Annotated in this window: 18 protein-coding genes; 7 read left to right on the forward strand and 11 right to left on the reverse strand. The window is 67.3% G+C overall.

The genetic code is table 11. From position 1 onward, the window contains the following. Window positions 1–418: 418 nt before the first annotated feature. Complete coding sequence (locus tag F791_RS0111195; protein ID WP_019592619.1) at window positions 419–1,597, forward strand: trypsin-like peptidase domain-containing protein; 1,179 nt, start codon at window positions 419–421, stop codon at window positions 1,595–1,597. A gap of 298 nt (window positions 1,598–1,895) precedes the next feature. Here F791_RS0111195 and F791_RS0111200 read toward each other — a convergent pair whose 3' ends face one another. After that, a complete protein-coding gene (locus tag F791_RS0111200; RefSeq protein ID WP_019592620.1) occupies window positions 1,896–2,507 on the reverse strand; it encodes a bifunctional 2-polyprenyl-6-hydroxyphenol methylase/3-demethylubiquinol 3-O-methyltransferase UbiG in 612 nt (203 codons plus the stop codon). A gap of 113 nt (window positions 2,508–2,620) precedes the next feature. Here F791_RS0111200 and F791_RS0111205 point away from each other — a divergent pair, with 113 nt between their 5' ends. Then, window positions 2,621–5,755, forward strand: coding sequence for an error-prone DNA polymerase (locus F791_RS0111205; protein WP_018995312.1), 3,135 nt, complete (start codon window positions 2,621–2,623; stop codon window positions 5,753–5,755). 27 nt (window positions 5,756–5,782) lie between these two features. On the opposite strand, the gene F791_RS0111210 is transcribed toward F791_RS0111205, so the two are convergent. Both F791_RS0111210 and F791_RS0111215 read right to left on the reverse strand, forming a co-directional pair. Then, window positions 5,783–7,213, reverse strand: coding sequence for a mannose-1-phosphate guanylyltransferase/mannose-6-phosphate isomerase (locus F791_RS0111210; RefSeq protein ID WP_019592621.1), 1,431 nt, complete (start codon window positions 7,211–7,213; stop codon window positions 5,783–5,785). A gap of 5 nt (window positions 7,214–7,218) precedes the next feature. Continuing rightward, window positions 7,219–8,565, reverse strand: a complete 1,347-nt coding sequence (locus F791_RS0111215; RefSeq protein ID WP_019592622.1) for a phosphomannomutase/phosphoglucomutase — start codon at window positions 8,563–8,565, stop codon at window positions 7,219–7,221. A gap of 183 nt (window positions 8,566–8,748) precedes the next feature. Between F791_RS0111215 and F791_RS0111220 the strand changes: the two genes are divergently transcribed. Beyond that, a complete protein-coding gene (locus F791_RS0111220) occupies window positions 8,749–9,510 on the forward strand; it encodes a class I SAM-dependent methyltransferase (protein ID WP_026182236.1) in 762 nt (253 codons plus the stop codon). Between the two features lie 78 nt (window positions 9,511–9,588). Here the strand turns inward: F791_RS0111220 and F791_RS0111225 are convergent, their stop codons facing one another. The 4 genes from F791_RS0111225 to F791_RS0111240 form a co-directional block, all read right to left on the reverse strand. After that, window positions 9,589–10,863: a sensor domain-containing diguanylate cyclase gene (locus F791_RS0111225; RefSeq protein ID WP_019592623.1), complete on the reverse strand. Its 1,275-nt coding sequence runs from the start codon at window positions 10,861–10,863 to the stop codon at window positions 9,589–9,591. A 68-nt stretch (window positions 10,864–10,931) separates the two neighbouring features. Then, window positions 10,932–11,324 carry a CBS domain-containing protein gene (locus F791_RS0111230; protein ID WP_018139706.1) on the reverse strand — a complete coding sequence of 131 codons (393 nt, stop codon included), beginning with the start codon at window positions 11,322–11,324 and terminating at the stop codon, window positions 10,932–10,934. 13 nt (window positions 11,325–11,337) lie between these two features. Beyond that, window positions 11,338–11,685 (reverse strand): hypothetical protein, encoded by a 348-nt coding sequence (locus F791_RS0111235; RefSeq protein ID WP_018173905.1) that lies wholly within the window; start codon window positions 11,683–11,685, stop codon window positions 11,338–11,340. Then, window positions 11,682–13,202, reverse strand: a complete 1,521-nt coding sequence (locus F791_RS0111240; protein WP_018139704.1) for a DUF1538 domain-containing protein — start codon at window positions 13,200–13,202, stop codon at window positions 11,682–11,684. Before F791_RS0111240 ends, F791_RS0111235 begins: the two co-directional genes overlap by 4 nt. A 60-nt stretch (window positions 13,203–13,262) precedes the next feature. On the opposite strand from F791_RS0111240, the gene F791_RS0111245 reads away from it, so the two are divergent. Beyond that, window positions 13,263–13,967, forward strand: coding sequence for an SDR family NAD(P)-dependent oxidoreductase (locus tag F791_RS0111245; protein ID WP_019592624.1), 705 nt, complete (start codon window positions 13,263–13,265; stop codon window positions 13,965–13,967). 92 nt (window positions 13,968–14,059) lie between these two features. Then, the gene (locus F791_RS0111250; RefSeq protein WP_018139702.1) at window positions 14,060–14,710 is read left to right on the forward strand and encodes an OmpW family protein; all 651 of its coding nucleotides are present in this window, start codon (window positions 14,060–14,062) and stop codon (window positions 14,708–14,710) included. A gap of 6 nt (window positions 14,711–14,716) precedes the next feature. On the opposite strand, the gene F791_RS0111255 is transcribed toward F791_RS0111250, so the two are convergent. The 3 genes from F791_RS0111255 to F791_RS0111265 are packed head-to-tail and all read right to left on the reverse strand — an operon-like array spanning window position 14,717 to window position 18,253. Then, complete coding sequence (locus F791_RS0111255; protein ID WP_018173908.1) at window positions 14,717–15,136, reverse strand: HIT domain-containing protein; 420 nt, start codon at window positions 15,134–15,136, stop codon at window positions 14,717–14,719. Next, the gene (locus F791_RS0111260; RefSeq protein ID WP_019592625.1) at window positions 15,133–17,109 is read right to left on the reverse strand and encodes a M1 family metallopeptidase; all 1,977 of its coding nucleotides are present in this window, start codon (window positions 17,107–17,109) and stop codon (window positions 15,133–15,135) included. The genes F791_RS0111255 and F791_RS0111260 overlap by 4 nt, the downstream gene beginning before the upstream one ends. A gap of 13 nt (window positions 17,110–17,122) precedes the next feature. Then, window positions 17,123–18,253: a ChaN family lipoprotein gene (locus F791_RS0111265; RefSeq protein WP_018139699.1), complete on the reverse strand. Its 1,131-nt coding sequence runs from the start codon at window positions 18,251–18,253 to the stop codon at window positions 17,123–17,125. Between the two features lie 123 nt (window positions 18,254–18,376). Here F791_RS0111265 and F791_RS0111270 point away from each other — a divergent pair, with 123 nt between their 5' ends. Beyond that, window positions 18,377–19,165: an FkbM family methyltransferase gene (locus tag F791_RS0111270; protein ID WP_019592626.1), complete on the forward strand. Its 789-nt coding sequence runs from the start codon at window positions 18,377–18,379 to the stop codon at window positions 19,163–19,165. Between the two features lie 32 nt (window positions 19,166–19,197). After that, on the forward strand, window positions 19,198–20,001 hold the full coding sequence (locus tag F791_RS0111275) for a creatininase family protein (RefSeq protein WP_018139697.1): 804 nt from the start codon (window positions 19,198–19,200) through the stop codon (window positions 19,999–20,001). Between the two features lie 8 nt (window positions 20,002–20,009). Here F791_RS0111275 and F791_RS0111280 read toward each other — a convergent pair whose 3' ends face one another. Further along, window positions 20,010–21,401, reverse strand: coding sequence for a M17 family metallopeptidase (locus F791_RS0111280; protein WP_019592627.1), 1,392 nt, complete (start codon window positions 21,399–21,401; stop codon window positions 20,010–20,012). Between the last annotated feature and the right edge of the window lie 82 nt (window positions 21,402–21,483).

Consider the following 21,483-nt stretch of genomic DNA (forward strand, 5'->3'; position numbering starts at 1 on the left):
CTGGACATGCCCGATCGGCGAGAGGGCTCGCCTCCTACAGTGGGTAGGCCCCAGCCTCGGCGACGTGAGAATGCGGCAACCCACCCTCCTCCGGCTCCACGCTGCCTTTCCGGCTGCATTGGAGCTCCAGGTTATCTACCGTCAGGATCGACAGTCCCGTTCGTGTATCGCTCCAAATGCAAGCGCTTCGACGCGGTATCGCCGTTTCGCTGGGGAAGACTAACGGGACATCCACCTTTTGGCACGTCCGGGAATCCACCATCGCCGTACGCCGCAGTCCCCCGTTTTGGCATGGCTGTGCTTGCGCCCTATGTCGGCTGCGGAGCGCGGTCTATGATCGAAGGGACATGGGTTCGGTGCCGAGCGCACCCGGGGATGCTGGCGAAAAGAGAGGAACATCATGGCGGGGCCATATCGGATGCTGCATGGGGCCGGGTTGGTGCTTGTTCTGCTGGCAGTCGTATCGGCCGCAGGCTGTGCCATCAGCCAGCCCACGGAAGGCCTGGATGACGAGCGAAACACGATCGCGGTGGCGCGCGAGGCGGGGCCGAGCGTAGTTTCGGTGCGGGTGTCGAGAACAGCAGAAGAGGACGACGCGGGCCCCGACGAGATGACCGAGGTGATCGGTGGCAGTGGCTTCGTGGTAAACGACGAGGGCCAGATCATCACCAACTTCCACGTGATCGCGGCCACGGTTGGCGAGGCGAAGGAGGACCGCATCGATCTGGCACCAGGGGCGACGCTAACGGTGTCGTTCCTCGGGACGCCGGAGGTGGAGCACGATGTGCGGGTGGTCGGTGCCAACCCGGACGTGGATCTGGCGCTACTGGAGCTAGTGGACCCGGCGGCGGCGCCCGACCCCGGCCCGATCCCGCTGGGCGATTCCGACCGGTTGCAGGTCGGCCAGAAGGCGATCGCGATCGGCAATCCGTTCGGCCTGCATTCGACGGTCACCGCCGGGATCGTGTCGGCGCTGGAGCGCGAGCGTCCGGGGCTGGTGGGGATCGAGATCCCGTACATCCAGACCGATGCTGCGATCAACCCCGGCAATTCCGGCGGGCCGCTGCTCGATTCCAGTGGCGAGGCGGTGGGGGTCAACAATGCCATCCTGGCGCCGGCCGGAACCTTCGCGGGCATCGGTCTGGCGGTGCCGAGCAACCTGGTCGCCGAGGCGATGGCGGAACTGCGCGCGGGCGGTTTTTCCGGCCTGGCGGCCGCGGCGGCGCAGCTGCCGGAACGCCCGCGCATGGGCATGGAGGTGGCGCTGCGGGTGGTGGATTACCCGCGCGGCCTGCGCGCGGAGCTGGGGCTGCCAGAGCATGGCGTGGTGGTGACCGACACCTCGGCCGACGGGCCGGCCGAACGCGCCGGCATCCGGCGGCCGGAGAACGTGTTGCTGGTAAACGGGCGCGCGTTCCCGGTGGATATCGACGTGATCACCCATATCGACGGACAGCGCGTGACGCGGCCGATCGACATCCAGCGCGTGATTCTGGGGCGCGAGGAGGGCGACGTGGTGACGCTGCGGGTATGGCGCGACGGCACTGAGCGCGAGGTGGAGGTAGCACTGGAGATCGTTCCCCTGGGCGAGGATTGAGCCCGAAGGCGGGAACCGCCGCACCCTTGGTCTGACGCCTCTGGCGTGCGCTCTCCGGCAGGAGCCCAGCCCTCTGGGCGATGGAGGCTGGACACGCCCGATCGGCGAGAGGGCTCGCCTCCTACAGTGGGTAGGCCCCAGCTTCGGCGACGAACCCGCGTGCCAGATGCCGCACACGCCCCCTTCTCTCGTAGGAGCCCAGCCCTCTGGGCGATAGGGCGCTGGACATGCCCGATCGGCGAGAGGGCTCGCCTCCTACAGTGGTAGGTCCCAGCCTCGGCGGCGAACCGGCGTGCTTTCAGGCGGAGCTGGCGGGTCGGGCGATGGCAAGGACGGAGGCGCGCGTCCCGTGGCGTCCGAGTGTGGTGAACTCGTCGATCACAAACCCGGCCCCCGCCACCTGTTCCCGAAACGCTTCTTCGTAGGTCACGCGACCGAAATCGATGGTGGTGATGCGTCTGAGCAGCGGCTTGAAGCGTTCCATCCAGCGGGAGGGGCGGGTCTGGAAGGTCTGGGTGAAGAAGACCTTCCCCTCCGGCTTCAGCAGGCTGCGGCAGTGGCGCAGAGCGCCCTCGGGGTCCGGCAGGAGCATGAAGCTGGCGGAGAAGTAGATCGCGTCGTACGGGCCACCCGTGTGGTCGTAGATGGATTCGAGTCGGGCCTCGGCATGATCGGCCAGGGACGAGTCGCGCAGGGCTCGCCGGGCGTGCTTGATGTAGTCGGCATCGATATCGATCCCCGTGATGACGAGCCCCTTCTCGCGCGCCGTGTCGGCATTGGCGAGCAGCGCGCCGGCGGTGCCAATGCCCACGTCCAGCAGGGCCGCCCCGTCCGGCAGCCGCCGCATGACCTCGGCATACCACTGCGAGGTAAGGCGGAGGATCAGCAGGTTGTAGATAGCGCTGCGCATAGGGGAGTCGTCACTGGGATCGGCCGGTAGCGGGCCTACCATACCGGAGCCGGCGCACCGGCTCGAAGCCAGGGTTTCTTGCCAGCCCGTAATACTGTTTATATAAACAGTCTATGGATGCCACTACCCCCGAACCATCGGAGTACGCCGAGCTGACGGCCGTCAGCAACTTCTCGTTCCTGCGCGGGGCCTCGCACCCGGAGGAGCTGGTGGAGCGGGCCCGAGCGCTGGGCTATCGCGCGCTGGCGCTGACCGATATCGCCTCGCTGGCCGGCGTGGTCCGCGCGCACGCGGCGGCGAAGGACTGCGGGTTGCACCTGATCCTAGGGGCGACCTTCCAGCTGGCACACGGCCCCGCCCTGACCCTGCTGGTGCGCAATGCGGCGGGCTATGCCGCGCTGTGCCGGCTGATCACCCATGCACGCGGGGCGGCGGACAAGGGGCACTACCACCTGACACAGGCGGACCTCGACGCCCTGCCCGCCGAGGCGCGTGCCGGCTGGCACGTCCTGCTGCGTATCGAGCCCGAGATCGCGGAGCCGACGCTCGCCGAAGCGGCCCGCTGGCTGGCCGGGTGGGCCGCGCCGGGGCAGGCCCATCTGGCGGTCAGCCAGCTGCGCACGCCGGAGGATGCCGCGCTGGCAACCCGCACACAGCAGCTCGCCGACACGGTGGGACTCCCGATCGTCGCTTGCGGCGATGTGCACATGCATTCTCGCGGCCGGCGTGCCCTGCAGGACGTGCTGACCGCGCTGCGCCTGCGCACCACAGTTGCCGAGGCGGCCCCGTCGCGCTTCCCCAACGGCGAGCGCTGCCTGCGCCCGCGCGACGACCTGGCCGCGCTGTATCCCGCCGCCTGGCTCGCGGCCAGTGTGCGGATCGCGCGGGACTGCGACTTCTCGCTGGACGCGGTCACCTACCGCTACCCGACCGATCCCCTGCCCCGGGACACGAGCCCGGCCGCCTACCTGCGCAAGGAGACCCTGAAGGGCGCGCGCGGGCGCTGGCCCGACGGCATCCCGCCGAAGGTGTCCGAACAAATCGAACGCGAGCTCGGGATCATCGCGCAGCTTGGCTACGAGCCCTACTTCCTGACGGTCTACGACATTGTGCGCTTTGCTCGCGGCCGCGGGATCCTGTGCCAGGGGCGCGGCTCGGCGGCAAACTCCGCCGTTTGTTATGCGCTCGGGATCACGGCGGTGGACCCCTCGCGCTCCAGCATGCTGTTCGAGCGCTTCATCTCCGCCGAGCGTGGCGAGCCGCCGGATATCGACGTCGACTTCGAGCACGAGCGCCGCGAGGAGGTGATCCAGTACATCTACCAGCGCTACGGCCGCGAGCGCGCGGCGCTGGCCTGCACGGTGATCCGCTACCGCCGGCGCAGCGCCCTGCGCGACGTCGGCCGCGCGCTGGGCATCTCGCGCGCGCGGCTGGATGCGCTGACCGCCAACCTCGCCTGGTGGGACGACGGCATCCCCGCCGAGCGCCTGCGCGAGGTCGGGCTGGATCCGGATGGTGCCCTGGCCCGACAGTGGCAGGCGCTGACCGCCGAGCTGCTGGGCTTCCCCCGCCACCTGTCGCAGCACACCGGCGGCTTCGTGATCGCCGAGGGCCGGCTGGACGAGCTGGTGCCAATCGAGAACGCGGCGATGCCGGAGCGCTCGGTGATCCAGTGGGACAAGGACGACCTCGACGCGGTGGGGCTGTTGAAGATCGACGTGCTGGCGCTGGGGATGCTCTCCTGCGTGCGCCGCGCGCTGGAGCTGATGGCGCGCCACCGGGGCCGCGACTGGGGTCTGGCCGACATCCCCGCCGAGGATCCGGCGGTCTACCACATGCTGCAGAAGGCCGACACCCTGGGCGTGTTCCAGATCGAGTCGCGCGCGCAGATGAGCATGCTGCCGCGCCTGAAGCCGGCGAACTTCTACGACCTGGTGATCGAGATCGCCATCGTGCGCCCCGGCCCGATCCAGGGCGAGATGGTGCACCCATATCTGAAGCGCCGTGCCCACCCGGAGCGGGTGCGTTATCCGAATCCCGAGATCCGGCGGGTGCTGGGGCGCACCCTGGGGGTGCCGATCTTCCAGGAGCAGGTGATCGAGCTGGCGATGGTCGCGGCCGGCTTCTCCGCCGGCGAGGCGGACGGGCTGCGCCGCGCGATCGGGGCCTGGCGCCGTACCGGCCAGCTCGCGCGCTACCGCGAGCGCCTGATGGACGGGATGCGGCAACGCGGCTATCCGGAGAAGTTCGCCGAGCAGCTGTACAAGCAGATCCTTGGCTTTGGCGAGTACGGCTTCCCCGAGTCGCACTCGGCCAGCTTTGCGCTGATCACCTATGTCTCGTCCTGGCTCAAGTGCCATGAACCGGCGATCTTTGCCTGCGCGCTGCTGAACAGCCAGCCGATGGGCTTCTACGCCCCTGCACAGATCGTCGCCGACGCGCGCCGCCACGGCGTGGAGGTGCGCCCGGTGGATGTGCGCTGCAGTGACTGGGACTGCACGGTGGAGCCGGTGGCCGGGAGCGACGCGCTGGCCCTGCGCCTGGGCCTGAACCGGGTCGGCGGGCTCGCGCAGGCCGTGGCCGAGCGCGTCGTCGCCGCGCGCACCGAGCGCCCGTTCGCGGACGTGCCGGATCTGGTCGCCCGCGCCGCCCTGACCCGTGCCCAGGCCAACCGCCTGGCCCGCGCCGACGCCCTGAAGGGACTGGCCGGCAACCGCCACCAGGCGCGCTGGGCAACCGAGGCGGTGGAGGAACCCCTGCCCCTGTTCGCCGACGCCCCGGCCGACACAGTGCGCGAAGCCGACGTGACCCCGCTGCTGCCGCGCCCGGATGCGGTGGATGACCTGGTGCAGGACTACGCCACCCAGGGCCTGAGCCTGGGCCCGCACCCGCTGGCGCTGATGCGCCCGTTCCTGGAGCAAAGACGTTTACCCACCGCCGCCCGGCTGCTGGAACGCCCTGGGCATCCCGGTGCCCGCTATGCCGGCATCGTCATTACCCGCCAGCGTCCCGGCTCGGCCAACGGCACGGTGTTCCTGACCCTGGAGGACGAGAGCGGCACGCTGAACCTGATCGTCTGGCCGGACCGGGTGGAGCGCTTTCGCGCCGAGGTCCTGCACGGCCGCCTGCTGGAGGCCCACGGGGAATGGCAGTACAGCGAAGGGGTCGGCCACCTGATCGTGCAGCGCCTGATCGACCGCAGCGCCTGGCTGGGCGAGCTGACCACCCGCTCCCGCGACTTCGGCTAGTGCGAGGGATAGCCGCTCGGGCGGTATTCAGACGCGGCCGTAGAGGTCCTCCAGCCGCACGATGTCGTCCTCGCCCAGATAGCTGCCGGACTGGATCTCGATCAGCTCCAGCGGGATCGCGCCCGGGTTCTCCAGCGAATGGATCTGCCCGATCGGCACATAGGTGGACTGGTTCTCCGTCACCAGATAGGTCTCCTCGCCGTTGCGCACCCGCGCGGTGCCGCTGACGACCACCCAGTGTTCCGCGCGATGGTGATGCATCTGCAGCGAAAGCTTCGCCCCGGGTTTTACGGTAATGCGCTTGACCTGATAGCGCCGCCCGACGTCGACGCACTCGTAGCAGCCCCAGGGGCGATACACCGCCGGGTGGTCCACATGCTCGCTGCGGTTGTCCGACTTCAGCCGCTCGACGATGCGCTTGACGTCCTGCACGCGGTCGCGGTCCGCCACCAGCACTGCATCGCGGGTGGCGACCACCGCGAGGTTGCGCAGGCCGATCCCCGCAACCAGCAGGCCGTCGGCATCGACCACGCAGCCCTCGCTGTCCTCCAGCAGGCAATCGCCGCGCAGGGTATTGCCCTGCGCGTCGGTCCCGCGCACCCCGGCCAGGGCGGACCACGAGCCGATATCGCTCCAGCCCGCGGCCAGGGGCGTGACCGCCGCGCGGTCGGTGCGCTCCATCACGGCGTAGTCCACCGAGATGTTCGGGGCCCGGGCAAACGCCTCCGGGGCTACGCGCAGGAAATCGAGGTCCTCGCGCGCCCCCTCCAGCGCGGCCTGACAGGCCGTAACGATCTCGGGCTCGAAGCGCTCCAGCTCCTGCATATACTGCGAGGCACGGAATACGAACATGCCGCTGTTCCAGAGATAGCCCCCCTGGCTCAGGTACTCGCGCGCCGTGGCAGCATCGGGCTTTTCGACAAAACGCGCGACCCGCGCACCGGCCTCGCCCAGCGACTCGCCCTGCTGGATATAGCCATAACCGGTCTCGGGTGTCACCGGCACGATCCCAAAGGTGACCAGATAGCCGGCCTCCGCCAGCGCCACGGCGCGGCCCACGGCAGCCTTGAAGGCATCGCCATCACCGATGTGGTGATCCGCGGCCAGGACCAGCAGCAAAGGATCGCGCCCTTCCGCCCGGGCCTGCAGCGCCGCCAGGGCAATCGCCGGGGCTGTGTTGCGCCCCTCTGGTTCCAGCAGGATGCGCGCCTGTTCGACACCAATCGCGCGCAATTGCTCGGCGGCGAGGAAGCGGTGCTCCACGTTGGCCAGCACCAGTGGTGCCGCCGCATGCAGGCCCTCCAGGCGCGCGACGGTTTGCTGCAGCAGCGTCTGGTCGCCGGTCAGGGGCAGGAACTGCTTCGGGTAATGGCTGCGCGACACCGGCCACAGCCGCGTGCCGGTACCGCCGGCCAGGATCACCGGTTGCAGCTGGTTCTGGGTATCGGCAGGCGCCATCGTTGTTATCCCCGTATCAGGCGGGAAAGCTCTTCCACGCGACGCTCCAGCAGGGCCGGATCAGCGCGGGTCTCGACGTTCAGCCGCAACAGCGGTTCGGTGTTGGAGCTGCGCAGGTTGAAGCGCCAGTCCGGGAACTCGAGGCTGACGCCGTCGGTGCGATCTTCCTCGCCACCCTGACCCTCAAGGGCCGCGAGAACGCGATCCGTGGCGGCTTCGACGTCCGCGACCTCGAAGTTCAGCTCGCCGCTGCAGGGGTAGCGTGCCATGCGCTCGGCCACCATTTCGCCCAGCGACTGGCCACGGCGCCCCATCAACTCGGCGACCCGCAGCCACGGCAGCATCCCGCTGTCGCAGTAGTAAAAATCCCGGAAGTAGTGATGCGCGCTCATCTCGCCGCCGTAGATGGCGTCCTCGTGGCGCAGGCGCTCCTTCATGAATGCGTGCCCGGTCTTGGACTGGACGGGCTCGCCACCCCCCGCTCGCACCATCTCGATGGTGTTCCAGGTCAGCCGCGGGTCGTGGACGATCCGCTCGCCGGGTTGCCCGCCTTCCAGACAGGCCTGCGCCAGCAGCCCCACAATGTAGTAGCCCTCGATGAAATTCCCCGCTGCATCGAACAGGAAGCAGCGATCGAAGTCGCCATCCCAGGCCACACCCAGATCCGCGCCATGCTTGCGCACGGCGTCGGCCGTGGCCGCTCGGTTCTCCGGCAACAGCGGGTTGGGGATGCCATTGGGGAAATGTCCGTCCGGCTCGAAATTCACGCGGATCAGCTCGAACGGCAGATGAGGCTCCAGTGCCTCCAGCACCGGGCCCGCACCGCCATTGCCCGGGTTTACGACTACGCGCAGCTTCGGCAGCGCCTCTCGGTCGACCGATGCGAGCAGCCGGGCGATATAGTCCGGCCGATGGTCCAGCGGATGTACCTGGCCTTGTGGCATGGGGCGGAAGTCGCCGCGCTCTGCGCATGCCTGGATCGCCTGCAGCCCGGAGTCCCCGCTGATCGGTCGCGCCTCGCCGCGCACGAGCTTGAGCCCGTTGTAATCCAGTGGGTTGTGGCTCGCGGTAACCATCACCCCGCCACCAGCCCCGTAGTGCGCAGTCGCAAAGTAGACCTCTTCGGTCCCGCACAGACCGATATCGGCCACGTCGCTACCGCCGGCGGTGAGTCCTTCGGTCAGGGCCTGGGCCAGTGTCGGGCTGGAGAGGCGGATATCGTGTCCGACCACCGTACGGCCGGGCCGGACCTCTTCGGCAAAGGCGCGTCCGATGGCGTATACCACCTCGGGGTTGAGTTGATCCGGCACGCGGCCGCGTACGTCGTACGCCTTGAAGCAATCGATCTTCATGCAGTTCCCTTCCGGCCCCCTCCGACTCCCGGCACCGCCGGCAGCGCGCACTCCTTTCTCCTCATGATACATAGCAGAGCCGCAGCATGATGCGACGGAGGTTACAACGACCTCAGTAGGTTTACTTGACGCTTGCGGCTCATGCCCCTGAACATGGTGGGTTTATCCAACGAGGAGAAGCCGATGAGTGAGCCGCAAGTGAAGACCGAGGAGAAGAAGCAGCATTTCGACGATATCTACGTCGCCGAGACCCCGGTGCCGTTCAAGGAGCGCATCATCGACGCGCTCGATTACATCTCCGACGACTTCAACCGGCAAACCTTCGACCGGCTGATTCTCCCCTGGGCGCAGCAACAGGCTGACGCAGGCAAGACCCTGAATTACGTCGATCTGTGCTGCTGCTTTGGTAACACCACCATGGCGGCCGTCCACGGCATGGATGTCGAGGCAATCCGCGCCAACTGGGCCGACGAGCAGGCCTGCAAGACGGTTGCTGCCCCGCGCCGTCTGCCCATCAAAACGACCGGAATCGACATCTCCGGCAACGCCCTCGCCTACGGCAAGAGCTCGGGTCTGTTCGACCAGACCTTCGAGGCTGACCTGAACCAGGCCGACGCCGACACGCGCAACGCGATCGAGCAGTCGATGGAAGAGGCAGACATCGTCATCTCCACCGCATCGCTGGTCTATCTGGACCCGCCGGCCATCGAGAGCCTGGTGGACGCCTTCGCGCGCGGCAAGGGCGAAGGCTACATGCTGGTGAATTTTCTCAACCCCTTCGCACTAGAAAAAGCGGACGCCACCAAGCGTTTGTTGCTGGATCGTCTGGACTTTGTCGGCAGTACTGCAACCCGTCACCGTCGTATGTCGCCGCTGGAGCAGGAAAACTATCCCGGCGAAGACTGGGCCCTGCTGGAAATCTGGGTGCTGCGTCGCCGCGGGTAAGCCGTTACCGGCGCCTTCAGCGCATCAAGGAAAAGGCCGGCGTTCGCCGGCCTTTTTTGTGTCTCCGTCACCGGAAACCTAGAGCGCGACCACACGATCGCGCCCTGCCCGCTTGGCCTGGTACATCGCCTCGTCAGCCCGCCGCGCGAGGAGCTTGGCGCTGTCACCGGAGGCCCGTTCGGCGACCCCGAAGCTGGCGGTGACGCCCGGCACCCCGGGCACGCTCATCGCAGCGACCGCCTGGCGCAGCTTTTCGGCCATGGCCGTCGCACCCACCAGCCGGGTCTCGGGCACCAAGATGATGAACTCTTCTCCGCCCCAACGACCCAGGGTATCCGCGTCGCGCAGTTCCGCACTCACGGTCTTCGCCAGCGCTTTAAGGACTTCGTCGCCGGCATCGTGGCCGTAACGGTCATTCACCGCCTTGAAGTGATCCAGATCGAACATGATCAGGCTCAGCGGACGACCATAGCGCTGGCTGCGCTCGATCTCCGCCTCCAGCGTGTTCCCGAGGCTCAGGCGATTCGCGACGCCGGTCAGCCAGTCGGTATTCGCCACACGCCGGATCTCGTCCTCCATGCGCACCCGGTCGGTCACGTCCTTGCCCAGGGCGACGTAATGCGAAATCTCGCCGTGGTCATCGAGTACCGGGGTGATCGTCTGCTCCAGATGGATCAGAGATCCATCGCGACGCCGATTCACGAACTCGCCCCGGAAGGTCTCGCCGCGCTCCAGCGACTCCCACATCCCGCGATAAAAGGCATCGTCGTGACTGCCCGATCTGAAGCGTCGCGGATTCGCGCCCAGGACATCGCGGCGCGAATAGCCCATGAGCTCCTCGAAGGCGGCATTAACGTAGGTAATCGTACCTTCAGGATCGGTGATCAGGACCGGATCACCCGACACTTCCAGCGCGGTCGACAGCAGTCTTAACTGCTCGTCGCGTTGCCGTTCGGCGGTCACGTCCTGCTGCAGTGATACGTAATGCGTAATCCGTTCCGGCGCATCGTCGGCATACACGGGCGAGATATGCCAGCGCACCACGTAGGTACTGCCATCCTTGCGATAGTTGATCGCCTCGCCGTCAAACATCTCGCCCGCATCCAGCGCGGCGCGCAGGCGGTCGAGGATTACCCGTGATGTGCGCGGCCCCTGCAGCAGGCGCGGGGTCTTGCCCAGCACCTCGTCGGCCGCGTACCCGGTCATCTGTTCGAAGCCGGCATTCACGTAGACGATGCGTGGCCCGTCGTCCAGGTCCGCGTCCGTGATCAGAACGGAGTGGCGCGACTGGTCGATGGCTGCATCCAGCAGCCGGAGTTTCTCGAACCCCTCGATGTACGCGACAGTGGCCACGGGACTCCTTTGAAATGGATCAGCCTGGGACCGGCACTACCGGTCCGAGTGTCCCGCGGCGGGGAGGTTCATTCCATATCCGCCATTTCGAGAATCGAGCCCACGATATCGCTGGTGGTAACGATTCCTTCCAGGGTATTGCCCCGCAGCACGACCAGGCGCCGGATGCCCTGATTGACCATCAGCCGCGCCACGTACTTCACGTCCATCTCGGCCGGCACGGTGATCACCGGCTTCGCACAGACATCGTAGACGTTGGAGAGGTCGATATCGCCCTCCTCGGCCACGATGGTCTTCAGGATTGTTGTGTAGGTGATGATCCCGTAGGCGTCGTGCTCGTGCTGCTTGTCCACCACCAGGGACTTCACGTTGTGCCGCCGCATCAGCTGCATCGCCTCGCGCAGCGGCGCGAGCGGCGACACGGTAATCACATTGGGCTTCAGGATGTCGCTTACCAGCATGCTCGAGTCCTCCTCAGATCTCTTCCTTTACGTGTTCCTGGAACTGCTCGATCTGCTTGCGCCCGATCCCGGCCAGGTGGGCAATATCCACGGTGAATGCAACGCCGCGCGGGTCTCCTTCGAGTTCCAGGTCCTGACTGATGACCTTGAGCACGTTCAGCGCGACCTTCTTTTCCAGCACCCACATCAGCACCGACTGGCTGCCCTCGTAGGTCATGCCCAGAAACGTCTTGCGGGCCTCCGCGCCGATACCGCGGGCATCCATGATCGTGACGCCGCCGGCGCCCGCGGCCTTGGCCGTCTCGATGGCCCGCTGCTCGAGGTCATCCGGAAGCACGGCGATCAGTGCCGAAAATCTCATGGCGAATCCTCCTGTTGTGCGCGGCCCCTGCCGGTCCAGCGCTCGTAGATATCCACCAGGATGGCGTAGACCATCACGGTGACGATGGGGAAGATCGACGCGAAGGCGATCAGGCCGAAGCCGTCGATCAGGACATTACGGTCTTCCAGATGCGTGGCCAGACCGATCCCGAGGGCCGTGACCAGGGGTACGGTCACCTCGGAGGTCGTCACCCCGCCCAAGTCGAAGGCGAGCGCCACGATCTGCTTGGGGGCGAGGATCGTCAGCACGATCACCAGCAGGTAGCCAGCCATGATGTATTGATGGATGGAGTCGCCCACCAGGATGCGGTGCACGCCAATGGTGATACCGATTGCGACCCCCAGCGCCACCAGGATGCGGATTACATTGCCGCGTAATGAACCGCGCGCCGCCTCCTCGGCCTTCTGGCCAATCGCGATGAGCGCGGGCTCCGCCATCGTGGTCGCAAATCCGATGGAAAACGCGAACAGGTAGACCCACAGGAACAGTTCGTTGGTGATCAACTGCTCGGCCATGCTCTCGCCGATCGGGAACAGGCCCAGCTTGAGCCCGACCACGAAGGCGTACAGGCCCAGCACGACCAGCACGAAGCCGAAAATCACCCGCGGCAGATACGGGATGCGCTTGCGCAGCACGAAGTACTGGAACACCACAATCACCGCGATGATCGGTGCGACATCGCGAAGCATCAGTAGCAGGTCCATCCCCATCGCGGAGAGCCAGTGTTCCTCGCCCGCACCCGGAAGGTCCGTGTCCGCATCCATGGCCGCGGTCTCGCCATTGCCCGGGGCGTCGACCTCCGCGCCGGCGAACACAATGATTCCGTAGAGCTGCACCGTGATCATTGGCACCATCACGGCAAGCGCCACCAGGCCAAAGCCGTCGCGCAGTGGATTGCGCCCGCTGATCGAGGCCGCCAGGCCGAGACCCAGCGCCGCGACCAGCGGGACGGTCACGATGTTCGTAGTCACCCCGCCCGAGTCGTAGGCCAGGCCGACGATCTCCTCGGGGGCGAAGAAGGTGACCAGCACCACCAGCACGTAGCCGCTCAGAATGTACCAGTGCAGCGGATGGCCCATGACCGTGCGCAGGATGCCCAGCGCCACCACGGCACCCACGGACAACGCGACAATCAGGCGCAGGACCAAGCCCTCGATCCGTCCCTCGCTGATCAGCTCCGCCTGCTCCGCCACAGCGATCAGGGCCGGTTCCGCGATCACGGTAGCGAAGCCGAGGGTAAAGCCGAACGCCATCAGCAGGAGCAGCGAACCGCGCCGGGCCAGCGCGTTGGACAGGTTCTTGCCGATGGGGAAGATCCCCATCTCCAGGCCCTGCAGGAACAGCGCCACGCCAAAGACCACGATGGCCAGCCCGATCACCATGGACAGCAGGCCATCCGGCACCGTACGCAGCACCAGCGCCTGGAACACCGCAACCACGATCACGATGGGCGCAAGATTGCGCGCCGCATGGCCCAGCGTGTGGAGAAAGTTCATGCGCTCCCTTGCCGAGGCATGGCCCCGGAATCAATTCCCCGCGCCATGGTCGCAGGCAGTATGGAATCCCTGCAGATACCCTATCGCGCCGTGGTCGTCGGTGCCACGGGCGGGCTCGGCGCCGCGTTTGTTGAACATCTTGAAAACGACCCGGCCTGCGAGCGCGTAGTGGGACTTGGCCGCCACAGCGACCCGCCCGTGGAGCTCCTCGACGAGACCAGTATCGAACACGCCGCTGGCTGGCTACGCAAACAAGCGCCCGAATGGGATCTAATCCTGGACGCCACCGGCATCCTGACCATCGACGGCCACGGCCCGGAGAAGCGTCTGCGCGATCTCGATCCGGCGATCATGGCGCGCTCGTTTGCCATCAATGCCATCGGCCCGGCCCTGCTGTTCAAACACCTGGCACCTTTGTTGCCGCGTCAGCGCAAGGGCATCCTGGCGACCCTATCGGCCCGAGTCGGCTCCATCGAGGACAATCAGCGGGGTGGATGGGTGAGCTACCGCGCTTCCAAGGCCGCGCTCAACCAGATTGTCCGCACGACGGCGCTGGAGCTGCGCTTCAGCCATCGCCAGGCCGCGGTGATCGCCCTGCAGCCGGGGACCTGTGCGACCCGCCTGTCGGAGCCCTATCGGGCCCGCGCCCCGGAAGTGCTCGCGCCGGAATACGCCACCGGCGAACTCCTGAAGGTGCTGGATCGTCTGGAGGCATCGGACTCCGGGAACTTCTACGACTTCGAGGGCCAGCGGCTGCCGTTCTGAAAACTATTGTCGCTCGTGATCTGCATCAACAAGTGCTAATACCAGGCGGGCAATAGTACCTCTGAACCATCACATTGTCGGAGGAACCGAACATGCGCCGTACCCTGACCTTTCGTGCCCTAGCCCTGGCCGGCCTGCTGGCCCCGGCGGCCCTCATCCCGGCCCAAGCGGCCGCCGCCAGCGCGGATGTCTCCGCCGGCGACTGGCTGCTGCGCGGCGGCCTGACCTACATCTCGCCGAAGTCCGACAACGGCGAACTGACGGGAGATGACCTGAGCGTGGACGTCGGTTCCAGCACGCGCCCGACCGGCACTGCGACCTACATGCTCACTGACAACCTGGGTCTGGAGCTGCTGGTCGGGATCCCGTTCAAGCACGACATCGCGTTGGAAGGTCTGGGCAACGTCGGCTACACCCGACACCTGCCGCCGACCCTGAGCCTGCAGTACCACTTCAACACCGGCTCGGCGTTCCGCCCGTACCTGGGGGCGGGCGTGAACTACACCCACTTCTTTGACACGACCACCCGCGGTGCACTGTCCGACAGCCGCCTGCGGCTCGACGACTCCTGGGGTGTCGCTCTGCAAGCCGGGATCGACATCGCGCTGGATGACAACTGGTTCCTGAACACCGAGGTGCGCTGGATCGACATCGAGAGCACCGCGCGTCTCGACGGCCAGCGTATCGGGACGGTCGAGATCGACCCGTGGACCTTCGGGATGAACGTCGGCTACCGCTTCTAAGCCGGCCTAGCCCAGTCGTTCCACGAGGCCGAGGACCCGCTGCATGCGGTCCTCGGCCTCGTTCTTTTCCAGGCCCCGCTCGGCGGGGACGCCCCAGACCGGGCCCGGCCAGGCCGGATCGCCCGGCTGACGGGCGACATGGTGCAGGTGCAGCTGCCCGACGATATTGCCCAGCTTTGCCACATTCAGCGTCTGCGGCTCGAAGGCCGCCTGCATCGCCCGCGCCAGGACCAAAGACTCCCGTGCCAGCATTGCCGCATCGTCGGACCCAAGGTCATGCAACTCGCGTAAACCTGCGCGGCGCGGGACCAGGATGAACCACGGGATTGCCGCATGATCCATCATCAGCAGCGTCGACAGGGGCCAGTCCGCGACGAACCAGGTATCCGCGTGCAGGCGCCTATCCAGCTCGAACGCCTCCGTCATTGCAGTTCCTTCCAGATCCCCGGCGTGGCCCAGTGCCCCGTGCGGCGCTCTTCGCCTTCCAGCAGGACATAGCTGTAATGCGCGCGGTGGCGCAGCTCGCCCGCCAGCGCACGGCGTTGCTGCACATCCGAGCCCGAAATCACGATCACATCCTCGCCGGGCATGGCCCAGGCGGCAGCGTCCGGGGACTCGGGCAGATCACTGTCGATCGCCACCGGCGATTCCGGCCAGTCGCGGGCGCGCAGCCAGTCGCGGACCGAGTCCGGCTCGCCGAGCACGATGCGGGTCCCTTCCATGTTTTGGCTCTGCTCGGGTGCGCGCCCCAGCCAGGGCGCCACCTCGACCGGCCGCGCCGAGCCCAGTGCGATCACCTGTGTGTCCGGGTCTAGTGCGGCGCGGCGCAGGATCGCCGGGGATTCGCCTTCGGCCAGATGGCGAAATAGCCGCCAGTCGGGATCGGCGGCGACGCGCAGCGGCTTGGCATCCAGATCCACCTCGAACGCCTTTTCACGGTCGGCCAGCGCAATCCAGAACGTCTCCGCCCCCTGTTCGGTCTCGACCACGAGGGGTACACGCAGATCCCAGGGGTCGTCATCACGGGACTGACGCAACGTACCCGACAGCGTCCACCCATTCGTCTCCTGTTCGACGGCAAGATCGGCCAGTTCGAGTGCCGGCGCACCGCGCCGATCAACCCACTGGCGGAAGAACGGTTCCAGATCCTCGTCGGTGGCGGAATCGAAGGCCGCGATCAGCGCATCCCAGTCCGCCTCGCGCCCCTTCCAGTCGTTGTAGAGCGTGCGAGCACCCTCCAAAAACGCCTCGCGCCCGATCCAGTCCTCCAGCATCCGCCAGATCATCGCGCCCCGGTGATAGCCGGCGATGCGCAACGCGCCCTGGTTGCCGCCCTGGTACTCCCCATGGGCGCGATCCTCGTCCGCCGGGAGTGCCGCGTAGTCGCGCAGCCACTGGGCTCGCTCCTCACGCCCCTCACCCGCCTCGCGCTTGAACTGGTAGTCCGCCATGTAGGTGGTCAGCCCCTCCGACCAGTTGCCGCCCGAGCGATCGACATAGACCCCCGTGCCCCACCACATGTGCAGGACCTCGTGCCCCAGCGAGGTGTACGGGATGAACGGGAGCGGGATGACTTGTTCGCCCAAGAGCGTAAAACCGGAGAACGCCAGCCCCACCGGCTGCGGCGAGGCCGCCACGGTCAGGCTGCTGTACGGATACGGCCCGATCTCCGATTCGAAACGCTCGATGTACTCGACGGTCTTCTCGCGGTAGGTCTCGCCAAAGGCCTCATGCAGCGACTGCGGGAACAGGGTACGCACCTGCCACCCGTCGCCCTCGATCACGCCCAACTCCCAAATGCCGGAGGCGAGCGCCAGGTGGCGCGCAGCGGGGTGTTCGTAACGGGCCTGATAGCGCTCGCCCTCGCGCGTGTCATCGATCAGCGAGCCGGAGACCACGGCCTTCTGGCCACCGTCCACCGTCAGTTGAATCCGCATGGGCACGGGCTCGTCCTCCAGCGCGGGATACCAGCCCGCCCCCGCTGGCAGAAACCCGGCTTCCTCGCCCAGGAATCCCGAGCCGGGACGCGCCTGATCAGGCCGCGACAACCGAGCGCCATACGCGATCACCAGGAGCCCGGCATCGCGATCGGACAGCGCGCTCCCCAGTTCCAGCCAGCCCGACTCGGTCAGCTCGTGTTCGATGGAGTCACCATCCAGGGTCACGGCATCCACTCCCATGGCGGGATCGAGGCGCAATCGGCTCGGCGGGTCCCGGTCCAGGAGCTCCAGATCCAGCGCCAGACGCCCGTCGAAGGTCGATTCGCCCGGGTGCAGGTGCACGCTCAGGCCGAGCGGGAAGTCGGAATCGGGTTCGACGTAATCGTTACCGGCCGCCGAAGCGACCGGGAAGCCCAGCAACGCCATAAGGCCCATCGAGATCCACCATGCCGCGCGCATATTGCCCCCTCGTTTAATCGGCGTACGGGAATCGGGCTACGCGCTCTTCGGCCTCGCCGTTGCGCTCGATCTCCAGCGGCAGCCAGGTGCCCGGTGTCACGCGCTGGACGATCCGTTGCAGATCCGACGGGCGCTCCACTGGCTGGTCGCCGGCACGAAGGACTCGGTCGCCCCCCTCCAGGCCCGCGGCCTCACCCACGGAGCCCGACTGCACACCCTGGATGGTCACGCCGCCGTCCTCGTCGCCGCGCAGCTGCACGCCGAGCATCGGCGAAGCGCGGTCAAAGCGATCTCCATCCGTGATGCCGAATACCGCCCGGGCCAGGCCCGGATCGGCCGCGGAACAGTCCTCCCGGTACTCGCGGGGCAGCAGGACCGGGGCCTGTTCATAGCCCAGATCGGCCAGCTGATGCGGCACGCCATGGCCATATTGCAGGTGGCCGGAACCGATGATCCCGACCACCAGCGGCGGCTCGTCCGAAGCCTCCAGGACCTCGGCGATGCCGGCGGCCATCATCCGGTCCCACGCCAGCTGCGACCCGATGAACCGGTCGGAGTCGCGCTCCATGCCCGCCGGATGGCGTTCCATCACCTCCACCAGATACTCGCGGTAGGCCTCGGGCGGATCGGCCGGCTGGCTGACGCCGTAGCGCTCGTCCTCCGGGACCGCGTCCCAGCCTTCCTGTCCGAGCCGCTGAACCAGTGCACGTTCGGCGTTCAGCGCCACCAGCGGGACATCATGTACACGGGCAAAATGCAGAATCGGCCAGTACAGCTCCGGATCGAAGCCCCAGTGGGTATACCAGTCGCTGTCACGCAGAAATGCATCCGCGTCCAGTTCGCCGGCCACCCACTGATCCAGCACCGGTTGCACGGAGCGCGGCAGCATCTCGAGGCCGATGACCATGTCCGGGCGCTGTCCGTGCAGGGCAGCCAGTGTTCCCAGCTGCCAGCGATGGTGATCCATGCGATCGTGGCGCTCGCCCAGGAGCACCGCATCCGCCTGCGCCAACTCGGCGAACAGCTCCGCGCGATCCAGCTCCTCGCCGGCCGGCGTGGCCCATTGCCCCGGGGCCGGACACGCCGCGCTGGCCACACCGGGCACCAGCGGCGCGGCCAGCATCGCGGCCAGCATCACGCCCATGCCATGCCATCGGATTACTCTGCCTTGCATGCAATTCTCCTGTTTGAGGCACCATCCCCGGTGATAGACCTACTCTCGGACCCCCCGATGGCCGGCACGTTCCGCGTCCGGTAGCCTGCCGACATGGACACGCCCGAGGACACCGACGCGCGCAACCGGCTCCCCCAGCACCTGCAGGCATGGCTGGGCACCCTGCGCTCGATGGCGATCTACTGGCGACCCGGGCGCCAGGCCGGCCTGCGCCGCCTCTACGCCGCGTTCGTGCGGCCCGGTGACCTCGTGTTCGACATCGGCGCCCATATCGGAGATCGCACCCGCGCCTTCGCCGCACTCGGGGCGCACGTGATCGCGCTCGAGCCGCAGCCCCATATCCTGCGGCTGCTGCGCAAGGCGACCTCCAGGCTCCCCGGCGTGCGCGTTCGCCGCGAGGCCGTGGGGCCCGAGAATGGTACCGCGCAGCTCGAGGTCAGTCGCAGCACCCCGACCGTCTCCTCGGTCTCGCGACGTTTCACAAGCGAGATCGCGAAACGCAATCGCAGCTTCCGCAAGGTGACCTGGGACGACCAGATCGCGGTTCCCATGGTCACCCTGGACCAGCTCATCGCCGATCACGGCCTGCCGGCCTTCTGCAAGATCGATGTCGAGGGTCTGGAGGCCGAGGTCCTGCGCGGACTCAGCCAACCCGTCCCGGCGTTGTCCTTCGAGTTCGTCGCCGGCGCCGACGAGGTCACCGAGGAGTGCCTGGCGCAACTGACCGCCCTGGGTGACTACGAGTACAACCTGATCGTGGGTGAACAGCGCCGCTTCCGGTTCGACACCTGGCAGAGCGCGGATGCCATCCGCGCCTGGCTGGAACAGCATGTGGAGCGTGTAGGTTCCGGCGACATCTACGCCCGGCTGCGCGGGGCTTGACCCGGACCGCGCTCGCGGACAACGCTGCCTGAATGGACACCCGCACCCTGATCCGCTGGCAGGACCTGACCACCGAGGCCATTGCCGACCATGCCCGTCGCGACGCGGTCGTGGTGCTGCCCATGGCCGCGATCGAGCAGCATGGCCCCCACCTGCCGCTGGAAACGGACCTGCGCATCGGCCTGGGCCTGCTGGACGCGGCGGCGACGATACTCCCGAGCGATCTCGAGCCGCTGGTGCTGCCGCCGCTGGCGATCGCCACCAGCGCCGAACACACCCATTTCGCAGGGACGCTGAGCCTCACACCGGAGACGGCGCTCGCGGTGTTGCGCGAGATCGGCGCGGGCGTCGCCCACGCCGGCTTTCGCCGCCTGGTGCTGGCCAACAGCCACGGGGGCAACACCGCGATCATGGAGCTCGCCGCACTGGATCTGCGCCGGGACCATGGACTGCTGGTCACCAAGCACCACTACTTCCTGCAGCCACTGCCGGACACCATCGACATCCCCGAACGCGAGTGCCGACATGGCCTGCACGGTGGTCTGAGCGAGACCGCAATGATGCGTGTGCTGGCACCGACACTCGTCCAGATGGACCGCGCGCCGGACGCCCGTTCGCTGGGCGAGGATCTCGAGGGCACGACCGGACGCCTGGGTCCCACCGGCGAGACTGCGTTCGCCTGGATGGCGGATGACCTCAATCCAGAGGGCGTCGTAGGCGCCGCGGACCGCGCCACGCCCGAGTTGGGTCAGGCCCTGATCGACCACTACGCCGAGGGGCTGGCCCAGGCGATCACTGATACCGCCGCCTTCCCGATCGAACGCCTCGCCCGCTGAATCCCCGCTTACGCTTTCTGGCTGGCGTAGCGCTCTTCGAGTGCCCCGTGCAGCGCGCGCAGCCCCATCGCCTCGCCCCCCTTGGGGCGGCCCGGCCGGGCGCGCACGTTGAACGCCATGATGTCGAAGTGCAGCCACGGCACGTCTTCCGGCACGAACTCCTTCAGGAACAGCCCTGCGGTGATCGCGCCGGCGTAGCCACCGGTCGAGCTGTTGACGATGTCGGCGACATCGCTGTCCAGCATGTAGCGATACGGAGCATGCAGCGGTAGCGGGCAGACCGGGTCGTCCCAGGCTCTGGCCGGGGCTTCCAGCGCGTTCGCCCAGTTTTCATCGCTGGCAAAGACAGCGCTGATCTCCGTCCCCACCGCGACGCGGGCCGCGCCGGTCAGGGTCGCAAAGTCGACCAGCAGGTCCGGGTGGAAGCTGCCCGCCCGGTCCAGCAGGTCCGCGAGCACCAGCCTTCCTTCCGCGTCGGTGTTGTCCACCTCGATCGTCTTGCCATTGCGCGCGGTCAGCACGTCCCCGGGGCGGAACGCACGCGAACCCACCGCGTTCTCGACCGCGCCGATCAGTACTGTCAGCCGAACCGGCAGTTCCGTCGCCATGATCAGGCGCGCGAGCCCCAGCACGATCGCAGCCCCGCCCATGTCCTTTTTCATCTGGCGCATGGAGTTGCCCGGTTTCAGGTTCAGGCCTCCGGAATCGAAACAGACGCCCTTGCCCACCAACACGACGGACGGGGCACCCGCGGGGCCCCAGGTGAGTTCGATCACCCGCGGGCCGTGCGCACTCGCCTCGCCCACCGCGTACACGCAGGGGAACGACTTCTCCAGCGCGTCGCTGTCGCTGACCACGTGCAGGCTGCAGCCAAAGGCCTCGGCAAGCTCGCGCGCCGTCAGGGCGAGGTTCGCTGGCATCATGTCGGCGGCCGGGGTGTTGATCAGGTCCCGGGTCATGGCGATGGAATCGATATAGGCCATCACTCGCTTGCGATCGACCGCCTCGGGCCAGACCAGCCTGGGCGCCGGCCGATCCTCGGCCGCCCGATAGCGGTCGAAGCGGTAGCACCCCAGACCCCAGCCGATCGCGGCCTGCTCCTGAGTGGTCGGGTCGAGACCCTCCGTGACCAGGCGATAGTGGCCCGTCGCCAGGGTCTCGGCCGCCGCGGCTAGCATCCACAGGGGTGTCTCGGCATCGAATCCCACCAGGACCGCGGCAAGCTGTCCCTGATCCCCGGGTACACGCAGGACCTGCCCGTCCTTGCCCTCGAAGCGCCCCGCCTCGGCCCAGGCGCGCCACGTTGGCGGGGCCGCCTCGAGACGGGACTCCAGGGTGTCGGTGGTGACGGGTACCAGATCGATGGCATCGTCGGCGGCTTCAACAAAGGCAGAATCCACGCGGCTTTCCTCCCGGTTCGGTCAAAATGGCCATAATAACGCCCGTCGGCCGCCCCGGCCGGTACACCCACCGTCACAGGAT

The sequence above is a fragment of the Thioalkalivibrio sp. ALRh genome (assembly GCF_000381425.1).
GTDB lineage: Bacteria > Pseudomonadota > Gammaproteobacteria > Ectothiorhodospirales > Ectothiorhodospiraceae > Thioalkalivibrio.